Raw genomic sequence first — 21131 nt, forward strand, 5'->3', positions numbered from 1 at the left:
TACGGTGCGTTGCATGCCGGACGCTGAAGACGTACGCCGTATCGCCCTGTCCCTGCCGGACACCACGGAGAAGATCGCCTGGAGCATGCCCACGTTCCGGGTCGCCGGGAAGATGTTCGCGACCCTGCCCGAGGAGGAGACGTCCATCGCCGTGCGCTGCCCCAAGGAGGAGCGCGACGAACTGGTGCTGGCCGAGCCGGGGAAGTTCTGGGTCGCCGACCACGAGGCCCAGTTCGCCTGGGTGAGAGCGAGACTCGCCGCGCTGGAGGACGAGGACGAGCTGCGCGACATCCTCGCCGACTCCTGGCGACAGGCCGCCCCGCCCCGACTCCTCGACGCCTACCCCGAGTTGGGCCACCCGCGCGCGGAGTGAAAATCCCCGGCGGCCGCCGGCCGGGCGTGGCATGATCCCGCGCGGCGCGGGCGGCCCGGCGCCCTGGCCGGGCCGGCGAGGGAGGCAACGAGGGGCATCCGCCATGACGGGCGACCAGCCTGCAGACCCAGATCCCGGCACGTCCTCAACCGCATCCATGCCTACGACGTCGCCGGCTCTCTCGCCATGATGCCGGTCGGCCAGGCCCACGGCGCCGGCCACGTCCTGCTGATCTCCGCCGCGACCACCCTGGCGGTGGCCACGGCTCTGCTGGCGATCCCGGCGGTACGCGACCTGCTCCGCGCGGACACACCCACGCCCGCACACTGACCCCTCCGGGACACCCGCGCGGCCTCGGGTGCCCCCGAGTCCGCCCGCGCACCGCTGGTCCCTCGCGCTGCGCGGGGTGCACCTCGTGCCGGCCCGCGCACTGCCGGTCCTTCCGCGCTGCCACGGGTGCACCTCGTGCCGGCCCGCGCACTGCTGGGCCCTCCGTGCTGCCTTGGGTGGACCCGAGCCGGTCCGCGCGCTGTCGGGCCCCGCGTTGACCTGGGCGCACCGCCGCGCCTGCGGTGCAGTGCCGGGCCCGGCGCTGTCTTGCGCGCCCCCGAGCCCTTCCGCGTACCGCTGGCCCTCCCTGCTGCCCTAGGCGGACCCCGAGCCGGTCCGCGCACCGCCGGGACCCCGGGCTGACCCAGGCGCACCGCCGGACCCTCCGCGCCCCTCGGCGCCGCCCGACAGGCACCCACTCACCGCGCCGGCACGCACCCACTCACCGCCCCGGTCTCACACCCCGGCGGTCACTCGCCCCGCCGTCCCCACGAAGGCGCCGATCCGGTCTCGCAGGCTCGGGGTGTCCAGCCCATGTGCGGCCACGTGCTCCTCGATCGTCCCGTAGCGGCGCAGCTCCCGGCGGCTCACGCCCAGGCCCAGTACCCGGTGCGGTACGTCGGACAGGGCCTCGCTCACCGCGGCCGTCGAGGTGCCCGCGAGGTACGGCTCGACCAGGACGACGTCGGTGCCCGCCGCCTCGGTGGCCCGGCGCAGCCCGGCCGCGTCGAAGGGCCGTACGGTCGTCGCGTACAGCACGGTCACGTCCAGCCCCTCGGTGGCGTCGAGGACCGTGTCCAGCAGCGGACCGACGGCGACGACCACCCCGGAGCGGCCCTCGCGCACGGTGACGAAATGCCGCCCGTCGATCACCCGCGCCCGCCGGTTGGCCTGCACGGACAGCCGGACGTACACCTTGTCGTCACCGGCGCCGACCGCGTGGCGCAGCAGGGTCTCGGCCTCGTCCGGATGCCCGGGCACATGAACGGTCCAGCCGTCCAGGGTGTCGAGGAGCGCCACGTCGCCGGGGGACATGTGGGTGTAGCCGCCCGCCGGCCAGTCGAAGGAGGCCGCCGCGCTGACCAGCACCGCCCCGGCGTCCTGGTGCCCCAGATCCAGCTTGACCTGCTCGAACGGCCGCTCCACGAGGAAGCTGGCGAAGGTGTGCACCACGGGCCGCAGCCCGGTCAGCGCCAGCCCGGCCGCCGCCCCGACCAGCAACTGCTCCCGGATACCGACGTTGATCACCCGGTCCGGATGTCGGGCCATGACTTCCTGGAAGCCGTCCTTGCCGATCTCGGCGAGGACGACCGCGACCCGCGGATCCTCGTCCAGCAGCCGGGAGACGACGGGGGCGAAACGGTCACGCATGGTTTCCACGACAAGGGAGCCTTTCCGGTCGGATGCGAGGGGACGGACGTTGGACATCAGGCGGTCTTCGGCTCGACCCGGGCCACGACCACGTGCGGCCGCCCGGGATGCGGCGCGGTGAACGCCGCGTGCAGAGCCTCGTGATCGCGCCCGTCGACGGTGACCGCGGACCAGCCCGCGGCCTCGAACCGGGCGGCGATCCCGCCGGGCCGCGCATGACTGGCGGAGGAGTTGTCGACCACGATCGTGTGCAGCCGCTCCAGCCCGGCGGGCCCGGCGAAGGCGATCGCCTCGTGGTTGCTGCCCTCGTCCAGCTCGGCGTCCCCGATCAGCACCCAGACCGCCGGGTCGTGCAGCCCCTGCGCCCGCAGTCCCAGGGCGCTGCCCACGGCGATGGGCAGCCCGTGCCCGAGCGACCCGCTGGCGATCTCGGCCCCCGGCACCAGCACCCGGTCCGGGTGATGCCCGAGCGGGGAGTCGTACGACCCGAACCCGGGCAGCCAGTCGACCGGCACGAACCCCTTCGCGGCCAGCACCGCGTAGTACGCCATCGGCCCGTGCCCCTTGCTCAGCAGGAACCGGTCCCGGGCCGGATCCTCCCGCCTCTCCGGCGTCACCCGCAGCACCCGGTCGTAGAGCACCCACAGCACGTCGAGGGTGGAGGTGGCCGCAGGCCCGTGCTTCTCGTCGCCGGTCATGAGGCTCATCAGCCCGGGCAGGTCGTCGTAGCCGTAGGTACGGCCGTAGTCCGCAGTGATCGTCATAAGGCGATCGTGCAACCTCAACCAGACTTGAGGTCAACACGAAACGGAGAGGCGACCACCGATCCGAGTGCGGTATTGTTTCCCTGCGCGTTTCGACCGGGGAAACCCCAGGTCAAACGGCACCGGGACGTGGCGCAGCTTGGTAGCGCACTTGACTGGGGGTCAAGGGGTCGCAGGTTCAAATCCTGTCGTCCCGACCAGCTTTTCTGTTGGTCGGAGGCCGTCTTCTCAGGGATGAGGAGACGGCTTTTGTCGTGTCCGCGGGTCTCCGGCGCCCTTCTCGTCCCCCTCGTCCCCCTCGCCCTTCTCGTGCTTCGCGTCGGGGAGCGTCGGGCGGCGGTCGCCGGAGGCGATCTTGGCCGCCATCGTGGCGAGCTGCCCGCAGGCCCGCGCGATCTCCCGCTGGGTCTGGTTCCGCTCGCTGATGACCGCCGCGAGCAGGAGCGCGGTCAGCGCGGTGGAACCGTTGAAGGCCTGCAGGGTGATCATCTCGGTGAGCAGGTCGTGACCGGCGAACGGGCCTGCTCTCTCGCCACCGGCGATGATCGCGAAGGTCGACATGGCCAGCGCGCAGGGCGCGGCCCCGGCCAGCTGGAAGCGGAAGGCCGCCCAGATCAGCAGCGGGAACCCGAGGAACAGCAGGGGAGTGTGACCGGTGACGAGGAATCCCACACCGGCCGTGGCCGCCAGAAGCAGCAGCGCCTCCGCCCACCGGAACGGCCGCGCCTTCCTCGGCCGGTGTGCCGAGCGGAGGACGAGCAGCACCGGCGTGACCACCAGGACGCCCATCGCGTCGCCGGTCCACCAGACCGACCACGTCGGCCAGAAATCGCCGGTGCTCAGTACCCCGGCGAGGGCCAGGGTCCCGCTGCCCGTCGTCGCGCTGACCAGCATCCCGGTGAACGCACCGAGGAAGATCAGTGCGAGTGTGTCCCGCAGCCGGTCCAGTTCGGCACGGAACCCCGTACGGCGCAGCAGCAGGTAGGAGCAGAGGGGCGCGAGGGTGTTGCCCGCCGCGATGGCGAGCACGGCCGGGAGCGAGGGCCCCAGCGAGATGTTGACCAGGAACGCGCCGAGTGCGATACCGGGCCAGACCCGCGGGCCGCGCAGGAGCAGACTCGCCACCGCGATACCGCTGGGTGGCCACAGCGGGGTGACCTGGCCACGCACCAGCTGCTGGAGCAGTCCCACCCTGGCCGAGCCGTAGTACAGCGCGGCGATGGCACAGATCTCCAGGGCGGCCGGCCCACTGCGCCGGAGCCGATGATGCGGCGCGACAGCCATCGGGCGACCTCCGAGGTGAATCGCCCCGCACCCATCATCCGCCGGATCCCCCGGATCCTCCACGGCAGGCCGGGCCGGCCCGGGAGCGGCACTGAGCGCGGCGGTCCGTGGGTCAGGCGGGCGGGGTGCGCACGGCGAGGATGGCCATGTCGTCGTGACCGTCGCTGGGGTGGTGATCGGCGAGTGTCCGGACGAACTCCGGAAGCGGGAGGGCGGCGTGGACCGCGGCGAGACCGGCGAGTTCGCTCAGGCTCTCGTCGATGGAGTGGCAGGGATGCTCGATCAGCCCGTCGGTGAAGAAGACGACGGTGGCCTCCGGGGGCAGGAAGCGGGAGTGGTCCGGGCGGGGCTGCCCGGTGTCGACACCGAGCGGCAGTCCGGGCTCGGCGAGCAGACAGACCACGTGGTGCTCACGGGTGACCAGCAGGGGCGGGACGTGGCCCGCGGTGCTCCAGCGCAGTCGCCAGCCCGGCCCCTCCGGCTCGATGCGGGCCAGGGTGGTGGTCGTGACGCGATTGTTCCGGACCGTCTCCAGGGTCCGGTCGAGCTGGGCGAGGACCGCGCCGGGCGTACTGCTCTGGCCGATGACGAGGGCGCGCAGCATGTTGCGGGTGGCCGCCATGGCGGCCGCGGCCTGCAGATCGTGGCCGACGACGTCGCCGATGACGACCGCCACGACGTCGTCGGCCAGGGGGATGGCGTCGTACCAGTCCCCGCCGAGCTGACTGGGCTCGGCGGCGGGCCGGTAGATGGCGGCGGCGGTGAACGGCCGCAGGTCGGGCAGTGTGGGCAGCAGAAGCCGCTGGAACTGCTCGGCTCCGACGCGAATCCGTTCGAACAGGCGGACGTTCTCGATCGCGATGCCGGCGGCGCTGGCCAGGGCGACGACGACGTTCTCGTCGTGCACGTCGAAGGGCTGTCCGTCGTGCCGCTCGGAGAGGTAGAGGTCTCCGTAGATCTCGCCGCGCACGGTGATGGCGACGCCGAGCAGGGTGCGCAGGCGCGGGTGGCCCGGCGGAAATCCGGCGGAGGCCGGATGGCCCTGGATGTCGTCGATCCGCACGGGGCCGGGGTAGCGGATCAGGTGGCCGAGGACGCCCAGACCACGAGGCCGTCCGGCCTCGGCCAGAGCGAGGCGTTCCTGCTCGGACAGACCGGCCGAGATGAACTGCTCCAGGCGTTCTCCGGACTCGTCGAGCACGCCCAGGGCCCCGTAGCGGGCGCCGACCAGCTCCATGGCGGTCGTCACGATGCGGTGCAGCACCGCGGGCAGCTCCACCTCACGGCTGATGGCCACCACCGCGTCCAGCAGGCCCTGCAGCCGGTCCATGGCGGACAGCAGGGTGCGCAACTGCTCGTCGATCCGGCTCAGCTCGGAACGCAGCCGCATGTGCAGGTCGGGGAGGTACGGCTGGCTGGGCTGTCTCCCTGCCTTCTCTCCCGCCATTCCGGCCTCCTGGCGCGACCCCTGTCCATGCGGGTGTCCCTGCGGGACGACAGCGTGACACGGCCCGTCAGCACCAACGTCCACCACTCGGCAGCGCCACGCCACCCGGACCACCGCGGTGGCTCCCGGGACGTGCCCCCGCCATGGCGGCTGCATCGCCTTCGATTGTGGCACCGGTGCCCGGGCCGGGTGCTACGGCGGCGGCCGGCACCGCAGGGGAAAGGGCCTCGCCGGCACTAGCCGGGCGAGACCCTTTCGCACGCTGCGGGCGGCTTCAGACGGTCCGCACGTCCCGCCGTGACATCGCCAGGAACGCCACGAAGCCGATGATCGCCACCGTCCAGGACAGGGTCACCGGGCCCAGGCCCCAGTCCAGGCCGCCGCGCTTGGTCGGCAGGGCCATCCAGTCGGCGAGGGAGGCGCCGAGCGGGCGGGTGATGACGTACGCCGTCCAGAAGGCGGTCACCGCGCCGAGCAGGCGCATGCGGTGGGCGAGAGCGGGGACGCAGATGGCCGCGGCGAACAGGGCGACGGAGCCGAGGTAGCCGAGGCCGATGGTCGCGGTGAGGTCGCCCGCGGCGGTGCCCAGCGCGAACGTGGCGAGGACGGTCGCCCAGTAGAAGTACTCGCGGCGGCGGGTGCGGATCGAGTGGATGGACAGGGTGCGCTCGCTCCGGTACCAGAGGGCGAAGACGGCCGCGAGGGCGATGAGGAAGAACGGGGTGGACAGGGTGTACGGGACACCGAGACCCACGTGCAGCACGTCGGCGGCCATGGTGCCGAACACGCTGACCATGACGATCGCCGTCCAGTAGATCCAGGCGACGTACCGGCGCACGGCGAACTGGAGCACGAGCGACGCGGCGAAGGCGAGAAAGCCGAGACCGACCGCCGGGACCGGGCCCAGCAGATGACCCAGGAAGTCGGAGGCGGTCTCGCCCATGCCGGTCGTGAGGACCTTGATGATCCAGAAGTAGACGGTGACCTCCGGCACCTTGTTCGCGCTCTCGCGTATGCGCGCGCGTGCGTGACCGCGCGGCGGGTCCTGGAGGACGTGCTCTGTGCTCATGATCCGCACCCTCGCACGCGCAACTACCGTTGCCCCAGCCTCCTTTGCCATTGTTTTGGGGCTTCTGGTGCAGCTGTTGCCACGGGGCGCGGCGAACCTGAACACAACCTGAACGTGACGGCGTCATCCCTGGTCAGGGGCCCGACTGGCCTGATAGACAGGCCGGTCGGGCGGCCGTCTCCATCAGATCGCCACCCCCGCGTGCGCCAGCGCCTGCCTCAGCAGCATTCCGTGCCCGCCCGGCATCTCGCTCTGGACGGCCACGGAGGCCGCTTCCTGGGGGCTGAACCAGACCAGGTCCAGGGCGTCCTGGCGGGGGCGGCAGTCGCCGCTGACCGGGACGATGTAGGCGAGGGAGACCGCGTGCTGGCGTGGGTCGTGGTACGGGGTGATGCCCGCCGTCGGGAAGTACTCGGCGACGGTGAAGGGCTGGAGCGAGGCGGGGATGCGGGGGAGTGCGACCGGGCCGAGGTCCTTCTCCAGGTGGCGCAGCAGGGCGTCGCGGACCCGCTCGTGGTGCAGGACGCGGCCGGAGACCAGGGTCCGGCTGACCGTCCCGTCCGGGCCGATGCGCAGCAGCAGTCCGATGCTGGTGACTTCGCCGCTGTCGTCCACGCGCACGGGCACGGCCTCGACGTACAGGATCGGCATGCGGGCCCTGGCCATTTCCAGCTCGTCCGTGGTGAGCCAGCCGGGCGTGGTTTCGGTCATGTCTGACATTGCTTGATCATACTTTCCGGGTGGGGCGCTCGCTGGGGTCGCGGGCCGGTTCGGGTGCGGGCGGTCCGTAGAGTCCGTAGAGGCGGCGGGCGTTGTCGCGGCCCGTCCAGGTGGCGATGCGCAGGGCGTCGGGCAGGCTCAACTCGTCCGCGTCGACGCGGGATTGGAGAAGACCGGCCAGTCCCTGACGGAAACAGAGGGCGCCCAGGTGGTGGAATTCGGCCACACCGTAGGCGTCGGAGCTGTACAGCAGTTTCCGGAACGGGGTGATCTCCAGCGCCTCCTCCAGCACCGCCCGGGAGCGGGCCGGGCCGGTGTGGTGCAGGGCGAGCCCGACGTCCAGGTACACCTGCTCGAACACCGCGGCCAGATAGGCGGCCTGCCGGTGGTACGGCCAGCAGTGCAGCAGCAGGACCGGGATCGTGCCGGAGGCCAGGCGCAGCCAGTCGGTCAGCAGGGCCGGGTCGGCGCGGTGCAGCCGCAGGTCCGCGTCGCCGAAGCCGGTGTGCAGCTGGAGGGGCAGGCCCAGGTCCACGGCCGTCCACAGGACGTTCCGTACCAGGACCGGGTCCGTCAGGCGGCCCCCGGCCTCCAGCCAGTGCCGGGCGGCCTCGGTCACCTCCTGCGCCGTCGGGCGGGCCGGGTCCAGGGCGAAGCCCGTGCGGTAGGCGGCGACCGACTTCACCGCCACCACACCCGGCCGGCGTACCGCCTCCTCGGCGCTCGTGCGGAACGCCTCCGCGTACGCGTCCGGCTCCACGCCCCGCGCGGCCACCGCCTCCGCCACCTGCTCCAGGCGTACGACCTCCCGGGCGGCGGCACCGGAGGCCGCCGCCAGCTCGGCGGGGGAGGTGAGGGGGTGTGTGGTGTAGCCGGTGTCGACGAAGAACGCCTCGGCCCCGGCGGCGGTCAGGAAGCGGCGGTTGACCTCCCGCCAGCCCAGCTCCGTACGGCGGGCCGCATACGCGGCCGGCGGGGCATGCCTCGGCAGGTCCAGCAGGGGCGCGCAGTGCCGGCGTACGGCCACCCCGGCGGGGGTGTCGAAGGGCGAGACGCCGGGCCAGGCCCCGCCCTCGGTGAGGAGCGCGGCGAACTCCTCCGGCGTGAGGTCGGCCGTCACCGCGCCGTGGCAGTGGTGGTCCACCAACGGCAGCGCGGCGAGGGCCTCGTGGACCGGTCCCGGCGCGGTGGCCATGGTCAGTACACCCAGCGGTAGGCCGCCGCCACCCGCGCGTCGTCCAGGCCCTCGACGGCCGCCGCCTCACCCAGGCGTACCGCGGTCACCGCGTCCGCGAGGACCGGGCCCAGCGCCGCCCGCAGCACCTCGTCGGCGCGGAACTCCTCGACCGCCTCGGGGAGCGATCGCGGCAGCCGCCGTACGCCGAGGGCCGCCGCCTCGTCGGGGCCGTAGCGGGCCGGGTCGCCGGTGGTCTCCTCGGGCAGTTCCAGCGCACCGGCCAGACCGTCGAGGCCCGCGGCGATGACGCAGCCGAGGGCGAGGTAGGGGTTGGCGGCCAGGTCGACCGGCTTGACCTCCAGGTTGGCGTCCTGGTCCCGGCGGCCGGCCGTACCGGTGATCACCCGCAGCGCCGTCTCGCGGGTCTCCCGGCCCCAGGCGGTGAACACCCCTGCCCACTGGGAGGGTTTGAGCCGCAGGGAGCTGGCCGGGCTCGGGGCGGTGACCGCCGTCAGCGCGGGCAGGCGGGCCAGGATCCCGGCCGTGAAGGACTCCGCCCCGGCCGTCATGCCGTAGCGGCGCTCCCCGCCCGCGTGCAGGTTCACCCCGCCGCGCCAGCAGGACACATGCAGATGGCCGCCGTTGCCGACGCCCTCGGCGGACACCGCGGGCGAGAACGACACCCGCAGGCCGTGCCGCTGCGCGACCGCGCGGACCGTCTGCCGGACCAGGACGCTGCGGTCGGCCGCCGCCACCGGGTCCAGCGCGCCCACCGAGATCTCGAACTGCCCCGGCGCGTACTCGGGATGGAGCTGGTCGACGGGCACGTCCTGCGCGGCGAACGCGGTCAGCAGGTCGGCGGTGTAGTCGCTCAGCTCCACCTGCCGGATCGCGCCGTACGCCGGGCCGGAGACCGCCGGCACGAACTCCCCGGCGGGGGCCGAGCCGAGCCCGAGCGACCACTCGACCTCGATCGCCGCCTTGAAGGCCAGCCCGTGCCGCTCGGCGGCGTCGGCGACGATCCGGCGCAGAAAGGTCCGGGCACAGCCGGGGTGCCGGGCGCCCTCCTGGGTGATCCGGTCCACCGGCGCCCACGCCCAGCCGGGCTGCCCGGCCAGCGTCACCAGCTGGTCGAGGTCCGGGTAGAGGCGCAGGTCGCCGTCCGGGGAGCCGAGTACGTCGGTGGTGACGATCGAGTCGTGCGCGAGGAAGGTGTCGAACACCGGGGACATGCCGACGCCCCAGGACACGGCCGCCGCCAGCCGCGCCGTCGGGACCGTCTTCACCCGGCAGACTCCGGCGGTGTCGACGTAGGCGAGCACGATCCCGCGTACGCCCCGCGCGGCCAGGTCGGCGGTGAGCGCGGCGACCCGGCGCAGATCCTCGGGGCGCCCGCCGGGCACGGGGTCGGCAAGGGTGGTCATACGTCCTCCTCGGCTCGGTCCGCGGGGTGCCGGCGTCGACGGGCGTCAGGGCCGGGCCTCAGGGTTTCACGGCCACCGCGCCGTACTGCGGCACCGGCGCCGCGGCGGTCTCGGCGCGCCACTGCGAGCAGGGCACCAGGCCCGGCTCGACCGGCTCCAGGCCCTCGAGGAACGAGGCGATCTCCGCGCGGCCGCGGGCGGTGATCGGCGGGGTGGCGTTGGCGTTCCAGAACTCCATCGCCGCGACGTTGCCCTCGCCGCCCACGTCACCGTCGTACGTCGGGTGGGTGAGGACCAGACAACTTCCCGAGGGCAGGGTGTCGACGAGCCGCCGCACGATGTCCCGGGCCTCGCCGGTGTCCAGGACGAAGTTCAGGATGCCGAGCATCATCAGCGCGACCGGCCGGGTCAGGTCCAGGGTCTCGGCGGCGCGCTGCAGGATCGTGTCCGGGTCGCGCACATCGGCGTCGACGTAGTCCGTGACGCCCTCGGGGGAGCTGGTGAGCAGCGTGCGGGCGTGCACCAGCACGATCGGGTCGTTGTCGACGTACACGATCCGGGACTCGGGGGCGATGCGCTGCGCGATCTCGTGGGTGTTGTCCACGGTCGGCAGGCCCGTGCCGATGTCCAGGAACTGGCGGATCCCGCGCTCGGCGGCCACGTACCGCACCGCCCGCGCCAGGAACGCCCGGTCCGCGCGGGCCACCTCACGGATCACCGGGAACATCCCGGCGACGTGCTCACCGACCTGCTGGTCGACCGCGTAGTTGTCCTTGCCGCCGATCCAGTAGTTCCACACCCGGGCGTTGTGCGCCACGGAGGTGTTGAGTTTCGCCGGTCCGGCCGTGGGGGAGCCCTCGGTCCCGGCCGTCGGGGAGTCGCCCTCGGTCACGTCGCCGCCCTTCTCGCACGCGGTTGCCCGCCGTCATTGTGCCGCCCGGTGATCGCGCTGTCCCGGTAAACGCCCGGTCCGGGCGGTTCGGGACGGCGCATGAGGAACACTGGACGGCGTACCCCTCCCCCGACCGGAAGCAGGCCATGCCCGCCACGCCCACGCCCCTCCTGGACGACCCCGGCCTGCCCGCGGGCCCCGCCGACATCCGGCTCATCGTCACCGACATGGACGGCACCCTGCTGGACGACGCCAAGCGCATACCCGACGGCCTGTGGCCGATGCTCGCCGAACTGCGCCGCCGCGGTGTGCTGTTCAGCCCCGCCAGCGGCCGCCAGTACGCCACGCTGGCCCGGCAGTTCGCCGAGGTCGCCGAGGGCATGGTGTTCATCGCGGAGAACGGCACGTACGTCGTCCGCGACGGCGTGGAGCTCAGCTCCGACACGCTCGACGCGTCCGTGGCCGCGCGGATCGTGCGGACGGTACGGCGGCTGGTCGCGGACGGCGGGGACGTGGGCGCCGTGGTGTGCGGCAAGCGGTCGGCGTACGTCGAGCGGTCGGACGAGGCGTTTGTCGCGGAGGTGCGCAAGTACTACGTGGAGCACCGGGTCGTCGAGGACCTCACCGCCGTCGAGGACGATGTGATCAAGATCGCACTGTTCGACTTCGGTTCCGCCGAGCACTCCACGGCACCCGCGCTCGCGGAGTTCGCCGGCACCCACCAGGTCGTGGTGTCCGGCGAGCACTGGGTCGACGTCATGAACCGCACCGCCAACAAGGGCACCGCGCTGCGCGGCCTCCAGCGCACCCTCGGCATCACGCCCGCGCAGACCATGGTCTTCGGCGACTACCTCAACGACCTGGAGATGCTCGACGCGGCCGACTGGTCCTTCGCCATGGCGGGCGCCCACCCGGAGGTCGTCCGCCGGGCCCGCCACCTGGCCCCGTCCAACAACGACAACGGCGTCCTGCGCACCATCGCGCGCGTGCTCGGGCTGTGAGTCACTCTTCGGGCCGTGCGTCGGTCCGAAGGAACGCGCGCTCAGGGCTTGCGGCCGACCGCGCCGTACAGCGAGACGGGCCCCGGGCCGTCCGGTGCCTCCTCGCGGCGCCAGTCGTCGACCGGCACGACGCCCGGCTCCAGCAGGTCGAGTCCGTTGAAGAAGGCGGCCACTTCGGCGCGGGAGCGGGCCACCAGGGTCACCCCGCCGGCCGCGTACGCGGCGATGCCCTTCTCGACGTTCTCCGGCTCGAAGTCGGCCGTCATCATCGACAGCACCAGGCAGCTGCCCGGCGCCAGCGCGTCCACCAGGGTCGACACCACCTCGTGGGCGCCGTCCTCGTCGGCGACGAAGTGCAGCAGCGCGATCAGGGACAGGGCCACCGGACGGTCGAAGTCCAGGACGCGGGCGGACTGTTCGAGGATGGCGCGCGGATCGCGGGCGTCGGCCTGGACGTACTCCGTGATCCCCTCCGGGGTGCCCCGCAGCAGGGCGCCGGCGTGGGCCAGCACGATCGGGTCGTTGTCGACGTACACCACCCGGGTGTCCGGGGCCACCGACTGCGCGATCTGGTGCAGATTGGGCTCGGTCGGTATGCCGGTGCCGATGTCCAGGAACTGGCGGATGCCGTCCTGGGCCAGGGCGCGCGTGGTGCGCTGCATGAACGCCCGGTTGGCGCGGGCGGCCCGCAGGGCGCCCTCGTCGATCGCCATGATCCGGCGGCCCAGCTCCTCGTCGACGGGGTAGTTGTCCTTGCCGCCGAGGAACCAGTCGTAGACCCGGGCCGGATGCGGCCGGGTGGTGTCGATGCGCGATGCGGCCGACTCGGTCCCCGTCACGTGCTGCTCCTCCGCTCGGCCGGCCCCGGCGCCCTCACACCGGGACGTGCGGGCAGCAGTGTGACACGATCTTGCCGTGCGGCGCAGGCCCTGTTCGCTGAGCGCCGACCTCAACGTGGTTGCCTGGCACGCCGTTTGGAGGTTTCAGCGGGGCAGGGCACCGTCCAGGAAGCGGAGCACCTCCGCGAAGACCTCCTCCTTGTCCGTCTCGTGGAACACCTCGTGCCGCGCCCCGGGGAAGATCCGCTCGGTCAGCCGGCCGCCGCTCAGCCGCTCCACGCCGGCCCGGCTGCCGGGCAACGGCACCAGCCTGTCGTCCTCGCCGTGCAGCCACAACAGCGGCAGGTCGCCCACGTCACCGCCCTTGGCGACGGTCTCCAGGGCCCGGGCGAACGCCTCCAGCGTCGGGCGCTTCATCGGCCCGTGCCACACCAGCGGATCGGCGGAGTAGGCGGCGCCCACGGCCGGGTCCCGGGACAGCGCGGCCGGGCTGACCGGGGTGTCCGGGATCTCCGGCAGGGCCAGCAGCCGCCCCGGCAGCTGGCCCAGGCGCCGATCACCGGCCCGGACAGGATCAGCGCGGTCAGCTCCGAGCCGTACCGCTGCGCGTAGCGGGCCGCGATCAGCCCGCCCATGGAGTGGCCGACCAGGACCAGCGGCAGACCGGGGTGGGCGGCGCGGGCGAGGACCGCCACGGCGTGCACATCGGTGACCACGTCCTCGAAGTCCTCGATCACCACCCGCTCCCCGGCCGACCTGCCGTGGCCGGCGTGATCGGGCGCGTAGCCGGCCGCCCCGTGCCCGGTGAGCACGTCCGCGAGCCCGTCGTACCGGCCCGCGTGCTCGCCGTACCCGTGCACCACCAGGGCGAGGTACCGCGGTGCCGGGTGCGGCCACTCGCGTACGGCGATCCGGCCGTGGGTGCCGTCGAGGGTGTGCTCGCGGACGTGGGGCATGTCTCCTCCGGGGGACTCGGCGACTCGGTGCGGGTCTGGGCGACGGTCCGGGGGGATCTTCCCAGTGGGCCGGTCGGAGGTCTATAGTCCAAAACTAGCAGTGCTAATTAAGTGGCTGGTCGACAGTGTCGTGGATCAGTCGTAGGTCAGTCAGGTCAGGAGTCGAGGCCGTGCGTCCCGTCCACTTCGCGGCCGCCCGCCGCACCCCCATCGGCAAGCTGCGCGGAGCCCTGTCCGGCGTCCGGCCCGACGATCTGGCGGCCGCGGTGATCCGCGACCTGGTGACCGGTGTGCCCGCGCTCGACCCGGCCCGGATCGACGACGTCTACTGGGGCGCGGCCAACCAGGCCGGTGAGGACAACCGCAACGTCGCCCGCATGGCCGCCCTCCTCGCCGGCCTGCCCGAGACCGTGCCCGGCGCCACCGTCAACCGGCTGTGCGCCTCCGGGCTGGAAGCGGTCACCGCCGCCGCCCGCACCATCGCCGCCGGCGAGGCCGACATCGTGATCGCGGGCGGCTCCGAGTCCATGAGCCGTGCCCCCTTCGTGCTGCCCCGCCCCGACGAGGCCCTGCCGCAGCGCATCGAGACCCACGACACCCGGCTCGGCTGGCGTCTGGTCAACCCGGCGATGAAGGACCTGCACGGCCTGCTGTCCATGGGCGAGACCGCCGAGGAGGTCGCCCAGCGGTACGGCGTCTCCCGTGAGCGGCAGGACGCGTTCGCGCTGCGCAGTCACCAACTCGCCGCCGCCGCGCGGAAGAACGGCCACTTCGACAACGAACTCCTGTCTGTGGAACGGCCGGACGGCATCGTGGTCGAGCAGGACGAGTGCGTCCGTGAGGACACCTCGCTGGAGAAACTCGCCCGCCTCAGGCCGGTCTTCCGCCAGGGCGGCACGGTCACCGCGGGCAACGCCTCGCCGATGAACGACGGCGCGGCCGGGCTGCTCCTGGTCAGCGAGGAGGCCCTGAACGAGCTGGGCCTGGAGTCCCTCGGCCGCTATGTCGCGGGTGCCTCCGCCGGGGTCCACCCCGACGTCATGGGCATCGGCCCGGTCCCCGCCACCCGCAAGGCACTGGCCCGTGCCGGCTGGGAGATCGGTGACCTCCAGGAGGCCGAGTTCAACGAGGCGTTCGCCGCCCAGGCCCTCGCTTGCGTCGACCAGCTGGGCATCGACCCGGAGCTGGTCAACCCCACCGGCGGCGCCATCGCCCTCGGTCACCCCCTCGGCTGCTCGGGCGCCCGCATCCTGACGACCCTGCTGCACCGGATGCGGCGTACGGGGGCGGAGCGGGGGCTGGCCACCATGTGCGTGGGCGTGGGGCAGGGGAGTGCGGTGCTGGTGGAGAGGCGCTGACTCACAACGTCAACGAGGGCTCCCGGCAAGGGAGTTCGGTAGTACGAGCCGCAGCAAGGAAACGGAGCACCACTCCATGGCAACCCTGTCCGTCGCCTCCATCCTCGCCGAGAACGCCAAGCGCCGCCCCGGCAAGACCGCCCTCGTGGAAGGCGGACTGCGGCTGACCTTCGGCGAGGTGTGGCGGCGGTCCCTCGCCCGGGCGGGCGCGCTCACCGCCCTGGGCGTACGGCCGGGTGACCGGGTCGCGTTGATGGCTCCCAACACCACCGAATTCCCGGTCGCCTACTACGCGATCACCGCGGCCGGCGGAGTCGTCGTACCGGTGCATCTGCTGTTGTCGGCCGGCGAGGTCGAGCACGTGCTCAAGGACAGCGGGGCGAGGCTGCTGCTCGTCCACCCGGCCCAGGCGGAGACCGGCCGGGCCGCCGCCGAGGCCACCGGCGTCCAAGTGACCGTCCTGGGCGAGGAGTTCGACAAACTCGCGGCGGACGCCGAGCCGCTGCCGGTGTACGTCACCCGCGCGGCCGACGACCCGGCGGTGATCTTCTACACGAGCGGTACCACCGGCGTCCCCAAGGGCGCGGTCCTCAGCCACTTCAACATCGTGATGAACGCCACCGTCAATGCCTTCGACGCCAACGACATCCGCGCCGACGACATCGCCCTCGGCGCGCTGCCCCTCTTCCACGCCTTCGGGCAGACCGTCTCGCTCAACTCCACCTGGCGGGCGGGCGCCACGCTCGTCCTGCTGCCCCGATTCGACGCGGCCCGCGCCATCGAGCTGATGGCCGAGGAGGGGGTGAACACCTTCCACGGCGTGCCGACCATGTACGTCGCCCTCGCGGCGGCAGCGGCGCAGGCGGAGCGGCTGCCCGAGCTGCGGGTCTGCATCTCCGGTGGCGCCTCGCTGCCCGTCGCCGTACTGGAGCGGTTCGAGGAGGCGTTCGGCGCGCCGGTCTACGAGGGGTACGGGCTGTCGGAGACCTCGCCGACGGCCACCGTCAACCAGCCGCTGTTCGGCACCAGGGCCGGCACCATCGGGCATCCCCTGTGGGGCGTCGACGTGGAGATCGCGCGTGCCGAGGTGGAGGACCGTGCCGAGCTGCTGCCGGCCGGTGAGCTGGGCGAGGTCGTCATCCGCGGTCACAACGTCTTCTCCGGCTATCTCGGCCGGCCCGAGGCCACCGCCGAGGCCCTGGTCGACGGCTGGTTCCGCACCGGCGACCTGGGCACCAAGGACGACGACGGCTTCCTGAGGATCGTCGACCGCAAGAAGGACGTCATCATCCGCGGCGGCTACAACGTGTACCCGAGGGAGGTCGAGGAGGTCCTGGCGCGCCACCCCGGAATCGCCCAGGTCGCGGTCATCGGCCTGCCCGACGAACTGCACGGCGAGGAGGTCGCCGCCGTCGTCGTACCGACGCCGGGCGCCGCACCCGACGCCGCCTCGATCATCGAGTGGGCCAAGGAGCACCTGGGCCGGCACAAGTACCCGCGGCGCGTCGAGTTCACGGACGCGCTGCCGCTGGGCCCGAGCATGAAGGTGCTGAAGCGGGAGATCCGGGCGAAGTACGCGAAAAAGTAAGCGGGTCGGTCATAGGGGGATGGCAGGGATCACCTGGCGAGACGGTCCTTACGCCGGAGACTTGTCCGGACATAGCATCGGTCCCCGCATGAACACGATGACGCTCTGGCACATATCCGGCTGGGGGTTCGCGGCGCTCGCCTTCGCGGCCCTGCTCGTCGGCTTCTCCAAGACCGCGGTGAGCGGGGCCAACACGGTGAGCCTCGCGGTCTTCGCGGCCGTCCTGCCCGCCCGCGCCTCCACCGGCGTACTGCTGCCCGTCCTGATCGCCGGCGACGTGCTCGCCGTCCTCACCTACCGGCGGCACGCCCACTGGCCCACCCTGTGGCGGCTGTTCCCCGCCGTCGCAGCCGGGGTCGTGATCGGCACGCTGTTCCTGATGTGGGCCGACGACGGGGTCGTACGGACCTCGATCGGCGCGATCCTGCTGCTGATGGCCGGCGTCACCCTGTGGCGGCGGCGCCGGGCGGAGGCCGCGGGCGGGGCGGACGAGCCGGACGCGGTGACCGGCCGGGCGGGCCGGGTGAAGGCGCGCTCGTACGGCGTGCTCGGCGGGTTCACGACGATGGTCGCCAACGCGGGCGGCCCGGTGATGTCGATGTACCTGCTCTCGGCGGGCTTCCGGAAGCTGGGCTTCCTCGGCACCTCCGCGTTCTTCTTCCTCATCGTGAACGTGTCCAAGGTGCCGTTCAGCGCGGGCCTCGGCCTCATCGACGGGCACTCACTGCTCCTTGACGCGGCACTCGCGGTGTTCGTCGTGCCCGGTGCGCTGTTCGGCAAATGGGCTGTGAACCGGATCAACCAGCGACTCTTCGAACAACTCGTGATCGCGGCGACGATCGTGGGCGGGGTGCAGTTGCTACTGCGCTAGCCCCAGCAGGTCCGGGAGGTCCGCGAAGGAGTCCAGGACGTGGTCGGGGCTTCCGCTCGCCCGTTCCAGCGTCCGCGCCTGGAACTTGCCCGTGCGGACCAGCGCCCCGGTGATGCCGAGCCGCTGCGCCGCCAGGACGTCGTGCTCGACGTCGTCCCCGATCATCAACGCCTGCTCCGCACCGACCCCGAGACGGTCGAGGGCCGCTTCGAAGAACGCCCGCGACGGCTTCCCGGTGACCTCCGCCTCGACCCCCGCGGCCGCCTCCAGGCCCGCCAGGAACGCCCCCGCGTCCAGTTGGAGTCCCTCGTCCGTCCGCCAGTACAGGTTCCGGTGCATGGCGACCAGCCGCGCGCCCCGCTGAAGCCGGCCGAAGGCACGGTTGAGCGCCTCGTAGCCGAACTCCGGTCCCGCGCCGCCGAGCAGTACGATGTCCGGGACCTCGTCGTCGCGGTCGTCGACGAGGGTGATGCCCTCCAGATCCTCGCCGATGTCCCCGCTGTTCAGCAGCGCGACGCGGGCCCCGGCCAGATGGACGGCGGTGGCCGCGGGGGCCGTCAGGATGTCCTCGGCTCCCGCCAAGAACCCCGCGTCCGCGAGCGATCCGGCGATGGACGCCCGGGACCGGGAGGTGGTGTTGGTCACCAGGACCACCCCCAGCCCCGCGCCCCGGACGGCGCGCAGCGCTTCCACCGCGCCCGGCAGCGGCTTCCAGGAGACGGTGAGGACACCGTCGATGTCGATGAGAACGGCACGCACGTCCATGCCCCCGACCGTAGCGACCCGGCCTCCGGAAAGGCCCGTACGACCTCGTACGCTCACCCCTATGCCCGCGCACGTCCTGATCCTCGGCGGCACCACCGAGGCCCGCCGCCTCGCCGCCGACCTCGCCGCACGCCCCGGCGTCCAGGTCACCACGTCCCTGGCCGGCCGTGTCACGCAGCCGGGAGCGGTGGCCGGTGAGGTGCGGATCGGCGGCTTCGGCGGCGCGGAGGGCCTCGCCGACTGGCTGCGCGCGCACCACGTGGACGCCCTCGTCGACGCCACCCACCCCTTCGCCGAGGCGATCACCCTCAACGCGGCTCGCGCGGCGGCGGCCACCGGGGTGCCGGCGGTGGTGCTGCGCCGCCCCGGCTGGCGGCCGGGCCCCGGCGACCGCTGGTACGACGTCCCGTCCCTGGCCGGAGCCGCCGAGGCGCTGCCCGGTCTCGGCCGCCGGGTCTTCCTCAGCACCGGACGCCTGGGCCTCGCCGCCTTCGCCCACCTGACGGACCTGCACTTCGTCGTCCGCTCGGTCGAACCGCCCGAGCCGCCCATGCCGCCGGACACTGAACTGGTCCTCGCGCGCGGCCCGTTCACCCTCGCCGACGAGACCGAACTGCTGCGCACCCACCGCATCGAGGTGCTGGTGACCAAGGACAGCGGCGGCGAGGCCACCGCCGCCAAACTGACCGCCGCACGGGAACTCGGGCTGCCCGTGGTCGTCGTACGCCGTCCGCCGCTTCCGCGGGGCGTGACGGCGGTGCCGGACGTGGCGGGCGTCGTGGAGCGGCTGGGCCTCAGCCCGGGGTGAGGACCGACGCCCCTCGGGGCGCTACCGGGCTCCCGGGTTTCTGCGCAGCAGATACGTGTCCATGATCCAGCCCTTGCGCTCGCGCGCCTCGGCCCGCACCCGCTCGATCTCCGGGCCGGCCTCGGTGAGCGGGCCGGAGACGAGGAGCTCGTCCGGGGTGCCGATGTAGGCGCCCCAGTAGATGTCGATGTCCTCGCCGGCGTACTGCCGGAAGGTCTGATGGGCGTCCAGCATCACCACCACGTCGTCCACCCCCTCCGGGAAGCCCTCGGCGAGCCGCCGCCCGGTGGTGATCTGCACCGGCCGCGCCACCCGGTTCAGCCCCGTACGATGCCGGGCGACCAGCGCGGAGACACTGCTGATACCGGGTATGACGTCGTACTCGAAGGCGACCGCGCCCCGCTCCAGCACCTCCTGCAGAATCCCGAGCGTGCTGTCGTACAGCGCGGGATCGCCCCACACCAGGAACGCGCCGGTGCCGTCCTCGCCCAGCTCCTCGGCGATCAGCCGCTCGTAGATCCCGGCGCGGGCGCTGCGCCAGTCCTCCACGGCCGGTGAGTACGCCGACCCGCCCGCCTTGCGGTCCCGCTCCGGGTCACGGGCCTCCACCACCCGGTACGCCCCCTCCGGCAGATGCGCGTCGAGCATGTCCCGGCGGAGCTGGGTGAGATCCCCCTTCACCTCGCCCTTGTCCAGCAGGAAGAACACGTCCGTGCTCCGCAGCGCCTTGACGGCCTGCAGGGTCAGCTGGTCGGGGTCGCCCGCGCCGATACCGATGACATGAATCTTTCGCACGCTCCGAGTCTGCCGTATGCCACTGACAACGCGTCCACCGCCTCCGTACGCACGGTCATCGCCGCATGCCCGGTCAGCGGATCTCGCCCCACCCGAGCCGGGGCGCCTCGGCCACCGGGTCCACCGGCCCGGCGCCCCGCTCCACCCGCTGCGCCAGCTCCCGCGCCCACCGGGCGAGCCCGGCGAGATCCATCCCGTACGGCCGGTCCTCGCCCCGCTCCTTCTCCCACGCCTCGACCGCCCCCGCGCCCCGCCGCAGCAGGCGTGCGCCGCCGACGGCGTTGCCGCGGGCGGCATGGGTGAGCCCGACCGCCAGCTGCGCCAGCCCCCGCCACAGCGCCCGCTCGTCTGGCGGCCCCGACTTCCAGGCGTCCTCGAACACCTCGTGCGCGTGGAACGGCCTGCCCGCGTCCAGCAGCGCCTGCGCCTCGGTGACCGTCTCGTCGGGCGCCCGTACGACCCCCTCCGGCTGACGGGGGACGCCCTCCGCGCCGTAGGGCAGCGGCCGCCCGAGCCCGTCCCGGGGCCGGGCGTTGCGCGCCCGCCCGTCCGCGTCGCGGTCCCTGGCCTCCGATGTGCCCGCGTTCGTCATACCGCCGATTCTCCCCCGCTCCCCGCCGGCCCTCTTCGGCGCACCCCCGGGCGTGGGGTAAAGTTCTGTTCGCGCGATCACGCGGGTCACCGCGAGTGAGTGCATCGGGACGTGGCGCAGCTTGGTAGCGCACTTGACTGGGGGTCAAGGGGTCGCAGGTTCAAATCCTGTCGTCCCGACTGATGAAGTCGCGGATCAGAGGTCGCCTACGGGCGGCCTCTCGGTCTTTCCGGAGTCGGCGCCCGAGTGGATCAGGTCCGCGAGGCGTGGTGCACTGGGAGGAGAAGGGCAGCGCACCCTGCTCCCTCCCCAGGAGCCGCAGCCAAGGACTGGCGATGAAGCCGCCTCCCTTCACGTACTGCGATCCCGAATCCGTCGACGAGGCCGTCGCGCTCAAGTGCGCGTACGGCCTCGACTCCTTCGTCCTCGCCGGCGGACAGAGCCTGCTGCCCCTGCTCACCATGCGGCTGGTCAGGCCGGAGGCACTGATCGACATCAACAGGATCGGTGACCTGCAGAGGATCGAGCGCCGGGACGGCATCCTGGAGGTCGGCGCCGGGGTTCGCCAGTACGCGCTTCAGGAGCGGCCGCTGGTCGGCGAACTGGTCCCGCTGCTGCCGAAGGCCACCGGCACCTCTTGCCCATGACAGCGCCGCATGCCTTCAGCGCCATCGCCCGGGGATTCCTTGCTCCCGGACACCAGCAGA

Annotated in this window: 22 protein-coding genes, 2 tRNA genes and 1 pseudogene; 10 read left to right on the forward strand and 15 right to left on the reverse strand. The window is 72.8% G+C overall.

Annotated features, from left to right (window positions below; genetic code table 11):
* Nucleotides 1-13 precede the first annotated feature (13 nt).
* Both ACH47Z_RS22745 and ACH47Z_RS22750 read left to right on the forward strand, forming a co-directional pair.
* A complete protein-coding gene (locus tag ACH47Z_RS22745; RefSeq protein WP_399076366.1) occupies nucleotides 14-373 on the forward strand; it encodes an MmcQ/YjbR family DNA-binding protein in 360 nt (119 codons plus the stop codon).
* 110 nt (nucleotides 374-483) lie between these two features.
* Nucleotides 484-685: pseudogene (locus tag ACH47Z_RS22750) on the forward strand (MFS transporter); the annotation flags it as partial.
* Between the two features lie 474 nt (nucleotides 686-1159).
* On the opposite strand, the gene ACH47Z_RS22755 reads toward ACH47Z_RS22750, so the two are convergent.
* Together ACH47Z_RS22755 and ACH47Z_RS22760 are read right to left on the reverse strand one after the other, a co-directional pair.
* Nucleotides 1160-2083 carry a transketolase family protein gene (locus tag ACH47Z_RS22755; protein WP_399076368.1) on the reverse strand — a complete coding sequence of 308 codons (924 nt, stop codon included), beginning with the start codon at nucleotides 2081-2083 and terminating at the stop codon, nucleotides 1160-1162.
* A 47-nt stretch (nucleotides 2084-2130) separates the two neighbouring features.
* Nucleotides 2131-2838, reverse strand: coding sequence for a transketolase (locus tag ACH47Z_RS22760; protein ID WP_399076370.1), 708 nt, complete (start codon nucleotides 2836-2838; stop codon nucleotides 2131-2133).
* A 123-nt stretch (nucleotides 2839-2961) separates the two neighbouring features.
* Between ACH47Z_RS22760 and ACH47Z_RS22765 the strand changes: the two genes are divergently transcribed.
* A tRNA-Pro gene (locus ACH47Z_RS22765) sits at nucleotides 2962-3038 on the forward strand.
* Nucleotides 3039-3066: 28 nt separating this feature from the next.
* Here ACH47Z_RS22765 and ACH47Z_RS22770 read toward each other — a convergent pair.
* The 7 genes from ACH47Z_RS22770 to ACH47Z_RS22800 all read right to left on the reverse strand — a co-directional run bounded on the left by ACH47Z_RS22770 (nucleotide 3067) and on the right by ACH47Z_RS22800 (nucleotide 10851).
* Complete coding sequence (locus ACH47Z_RS22770) at nucleotides 3067-4122, reverse strand: MASE1 domain-containing protein (RefSeq protein WP_399076372.1); 1056 nt, start codon at nucleotides 4120-4122, stop codon at nucleotides 3067-3069.
* A gap of 112 nt (nucleotides 4123-4234) precedes the next feature.
* Nucleotides 4235-5569 carry a PP2C family protein-serine/threonine phosphatase gene (locus ACH47Z_RS22775; RefSeq protein ID WP_399076375.1) on the reverse strand — a complete coding sequence of 445 codons (1335 nt, stop codon included), beginning with the start codon at nucleotides 5567-5569 and terminating at the stop codon, nucleotides 4235-4237.
* Between the two features lie 274 nt (nucleotides 5570-5843).
* Nucleotides 5844-6638: a hypothetical protein gene (locus tag ACH47Z_RS22780; RefSeq protein ID WP_399076377.1), complete on the reverse strand. Its 795-nt coding sequence runs from the start codon at nucleotides 6636-6638 to the stop codon at nucleotides 5844-5846.
* Between the two features lie 183 nt (nucleotides 6639-6821).
* The gene (locus ACH47Z_RS22785; RefSeq protein ID WP_399076379.1) at nucleotides 6822-7349 is read right to left on the reverse strand and encodes an NUDIX hydrolase family protein; all 528 of its coding nucleotides are present in this window, start codon (nucleotides 7347-7349) and stop codon (nucleotides 6822-6824) included.
* Between the two features lie 16 nt (nucleotides 7350-7365).
* On the reverse strand, nucleotides 7366-8553 hold the full coding sequence (locus ACH47Z_RS22790) for an amidohydrolase family protein (RefSeq protein WP_399076381.1): 1188 nt from the start codon (nucleotides 8551-8553) through the stop codon (nucleotides 7366-7368).
* Between the two features lie 2 nt (nucleotides 8554-8555).
* Entirely contained in the window at nucleotides 8556-9959 is a 1404-nt protein-coding gene (locus ACH47Z_RS22795) for a glutamine synthetase (RefSeq protein WP_399076383.1), read from the reverse strand.
* Between the two features lie 58 nt (nucleotides 9960-10017).
* A complete protein-coding gene (locus tag ACH47Z_RS22800) occupies nucleotides 10018-10851 on the reverse strand; it encodes an SAM-dependent methyltransferase (protein ID WP_399076385.1) in 834 nt (277 codons plus the stop codon).
* 146 nt (nucleotides 10852-10997) lie between these two features.
* On the opposite strand from ACH47Z_RS22800, the gene ACH47Z_RS22805 reads away from it, so the two are divergent.
* The gene (locus ACH47Z_RS22805) at nucleotides 10998-11852 is read left to right on the forward strand and encodes a Cof-type HAD-IIB family hydrolase (protein ID WP_399076387.1); all 855 of its coding nucleotides are present in this window, start codon (nucleotides 10998-11000) and stop codon (nucleotides 11850-11852) included.
* A gap of 41 nt (nucleotides 11853-11893) precedes the next feature.
* On the opposite strand, the gene ACH47Z_RS22810 is transcribed toward ACH47Z_RS22805, so the two are convergent.
* The 3 genes from ACH47Z_RS22810 to ACH47Z_RS22820 form a co-directional block, all read right to left on the reverse strand.
* Entirely contained in the window at nucleotides 11894-12691 is a 798-nt protein-coding gene (locus ACH47Z_RS22810) for an SAM-dependent methyltransferase (protein ID WP_399076389.1), read from the reverse strand.
* A 144-nt stretch (nucleotides 12692-12835) separates the two neighbouring features.
* A complete protein-coding gene (locus ACH47Z_RS22815; protein WP_399076391.1) occupies nucleotides 12836-13153 on the reverse strand; it encodes an alpha/beta hydrolase in 318 nt (105 codons plus the stop codon).
* Complete coding sequence (locus ACH47Z_RS22820; protein WP_399076394.1) at nucleotides 13105-13647, reverse strand: alpha/beta fold hydrolase; 543 nt, start codon at nucleotides 13645-13647, stop codon at nucleotides 13105-13107. The genes ACH47Z_RS22815 and ACH47Z_RS22820 overlap by 49 nt, the downstream gene beginning before the upstream one ends.
* 170 nt (nucleotides 13648-13817) lie before the next feature.
* On the opposite strand from ACH47Z_RS22820, the gene ACH47Z_RS22825 reads away from it, so the two are divergent.
* The 3 genes from ACH47Z_RS22825 to ACH47Z_RS22835 all read left to right on the forward strand — a co-directional run bounded on the left by ACH47Z_RS22825 (nucleotide 13818) and on the right by ACH47Z_RS22835 (nucleotide 17464).
* Nucleotides 13818-15005 (forward strand): thiolase family protein, encoded by a 1188-nt coding sequence (locus ACH47Z_RS22825; protein WP_399076396.1) that lies wholly within the window; start codon nucleotides 13818-13820, stop codon nucleotides 15003-15005.
* A 76-nt stretch (nucleotides 15006-15081) separates the two neighbouring features.
* Nucleotides 15082-16593 (forward strand): long-chain fatty acid--CoA ligase, encoded by a 1512-nt coding sequence (locus tag ACH47Z_RS22830; protein WP_399076398.1) that lies wholly within the window; start codon nucleotides 15082-15084, stop codon nucleotides 16591-16593.
* 88 nt (nucleotides 16594-16681) lie between these two features.
* Entirely contained in the window at nucleotides 16682-17464 is a 783-nt protein-coding gene (locus ACH47Z_RS22835) for a sulfite exporter TauE/SafE family protein (RefSeq protein WP_399076400.1), read from the forward strand.
* Here ACH47Z_RS22835 and ACH47Z_RS22840 read toward each other — a convergent pair.
* A complete protein-coding gene (locus ACH47Z_RS22840; protein ID WP_399076402.1) occupies nucleotides 17453-18229 on the reverse strand; it encodes an HAD-IIA family hydrolase in 777 nt (258 codons plus the stop codon). The two genes, ACH47Z_RS22835 and ACH47Z_RS22840, sit on opposite strands and share 12 nt — an antisense overlap.
* A 61-nt stretch (nucleotides 18230-18290) precedes the next feature.
* On the opposite strand from ACH47Z_RS22840, the gene ACH47Z_RS22845 reads away from it, so the two are divergent.
* Complete coding sequence (locus tag ACH47Z_RS22845) at nucleotides 18291-19037, forward strand: cobalt-precorrin-6A reductase (RefSeq protein ID WP_399076404.1); 747 nt, start codon at nucleotides 18291-18293, stop codon at nucleotides 19035-19037.
* 21 nt (nucleotides 19038-19058) lie between these two features.
* On the opposite strand, the gene cobF is transcribed toward ACH47Z_RS22845, so the two are convergent.
* Both cobF and ACH47Z_RS22855 read right to left on the reverse strand, forming a co-directional pair.
* Nucleotides 19059-19832 (reverse strand): precorrin-6A synthase (deacetylating), encoded by a 774-nt coding sequence (gene cobF / locus ACH47Z_RS22850; RefSeq protein ID WP_399076406.1) that lies wholly within the window; start codon nucleotides 19830-19832, stop codon nucleotides 19059-19061.
* 73 nt (nucleotides 19833-19905) lie between these two features.
* The gene (locus ACH47Z_RS22855) at nucleotides 19906-20424 is read right to left on the reverse strand and encodes a DUF309 domain-containing protein (protein ID WP_399076409.1); all 519 of its coding nucleotides are present in this window, start codon (nucleotides 20422-20424) and stop codon (nucleotides 19906-19908) included.
* A 105-nt stretch (nucleotides 20425-20529) separates the two neighbouring features.
* On the opposite strand from ACH47Z_RS22855, the gene ACH47Z_RS22860 reads away from it, so the two are divergent.
* Together ACH47Z_RS22860 and ACH47Z_RS22865 are read left to right on the forward strand one after the other, a co-directional pair.
* A tRNA-Pro gene (locus ACH47Z_RS22860) sits at nucleotides 20530-20603 on the forward strand.
* Nucleotides 20604-20759: 156 nt separating this feature from the next.
* On the forward strand, nucleotides 20760-21071 hold the full coding sequence (locus tag ACH47Z_RS22865; protein WP_399076411.1) for an FAD binding domain-containing protein: 312 nt from the start codon (nucleotides 20760-20762) through the stop codon (nucleotides 21069-21071).
* The last annotated feature ends 60 nt before the right edge of the window (nucleotides 21072-21131 follow it).

This window comes from Streptomyces sp. NPDC020192, from assembly GCF_044388685.1.
Lineage (GTDB): Bacteria > Actinomycetota > Actinomycetes > Streptomycetales > Streptomycetaceae > Streptomyces.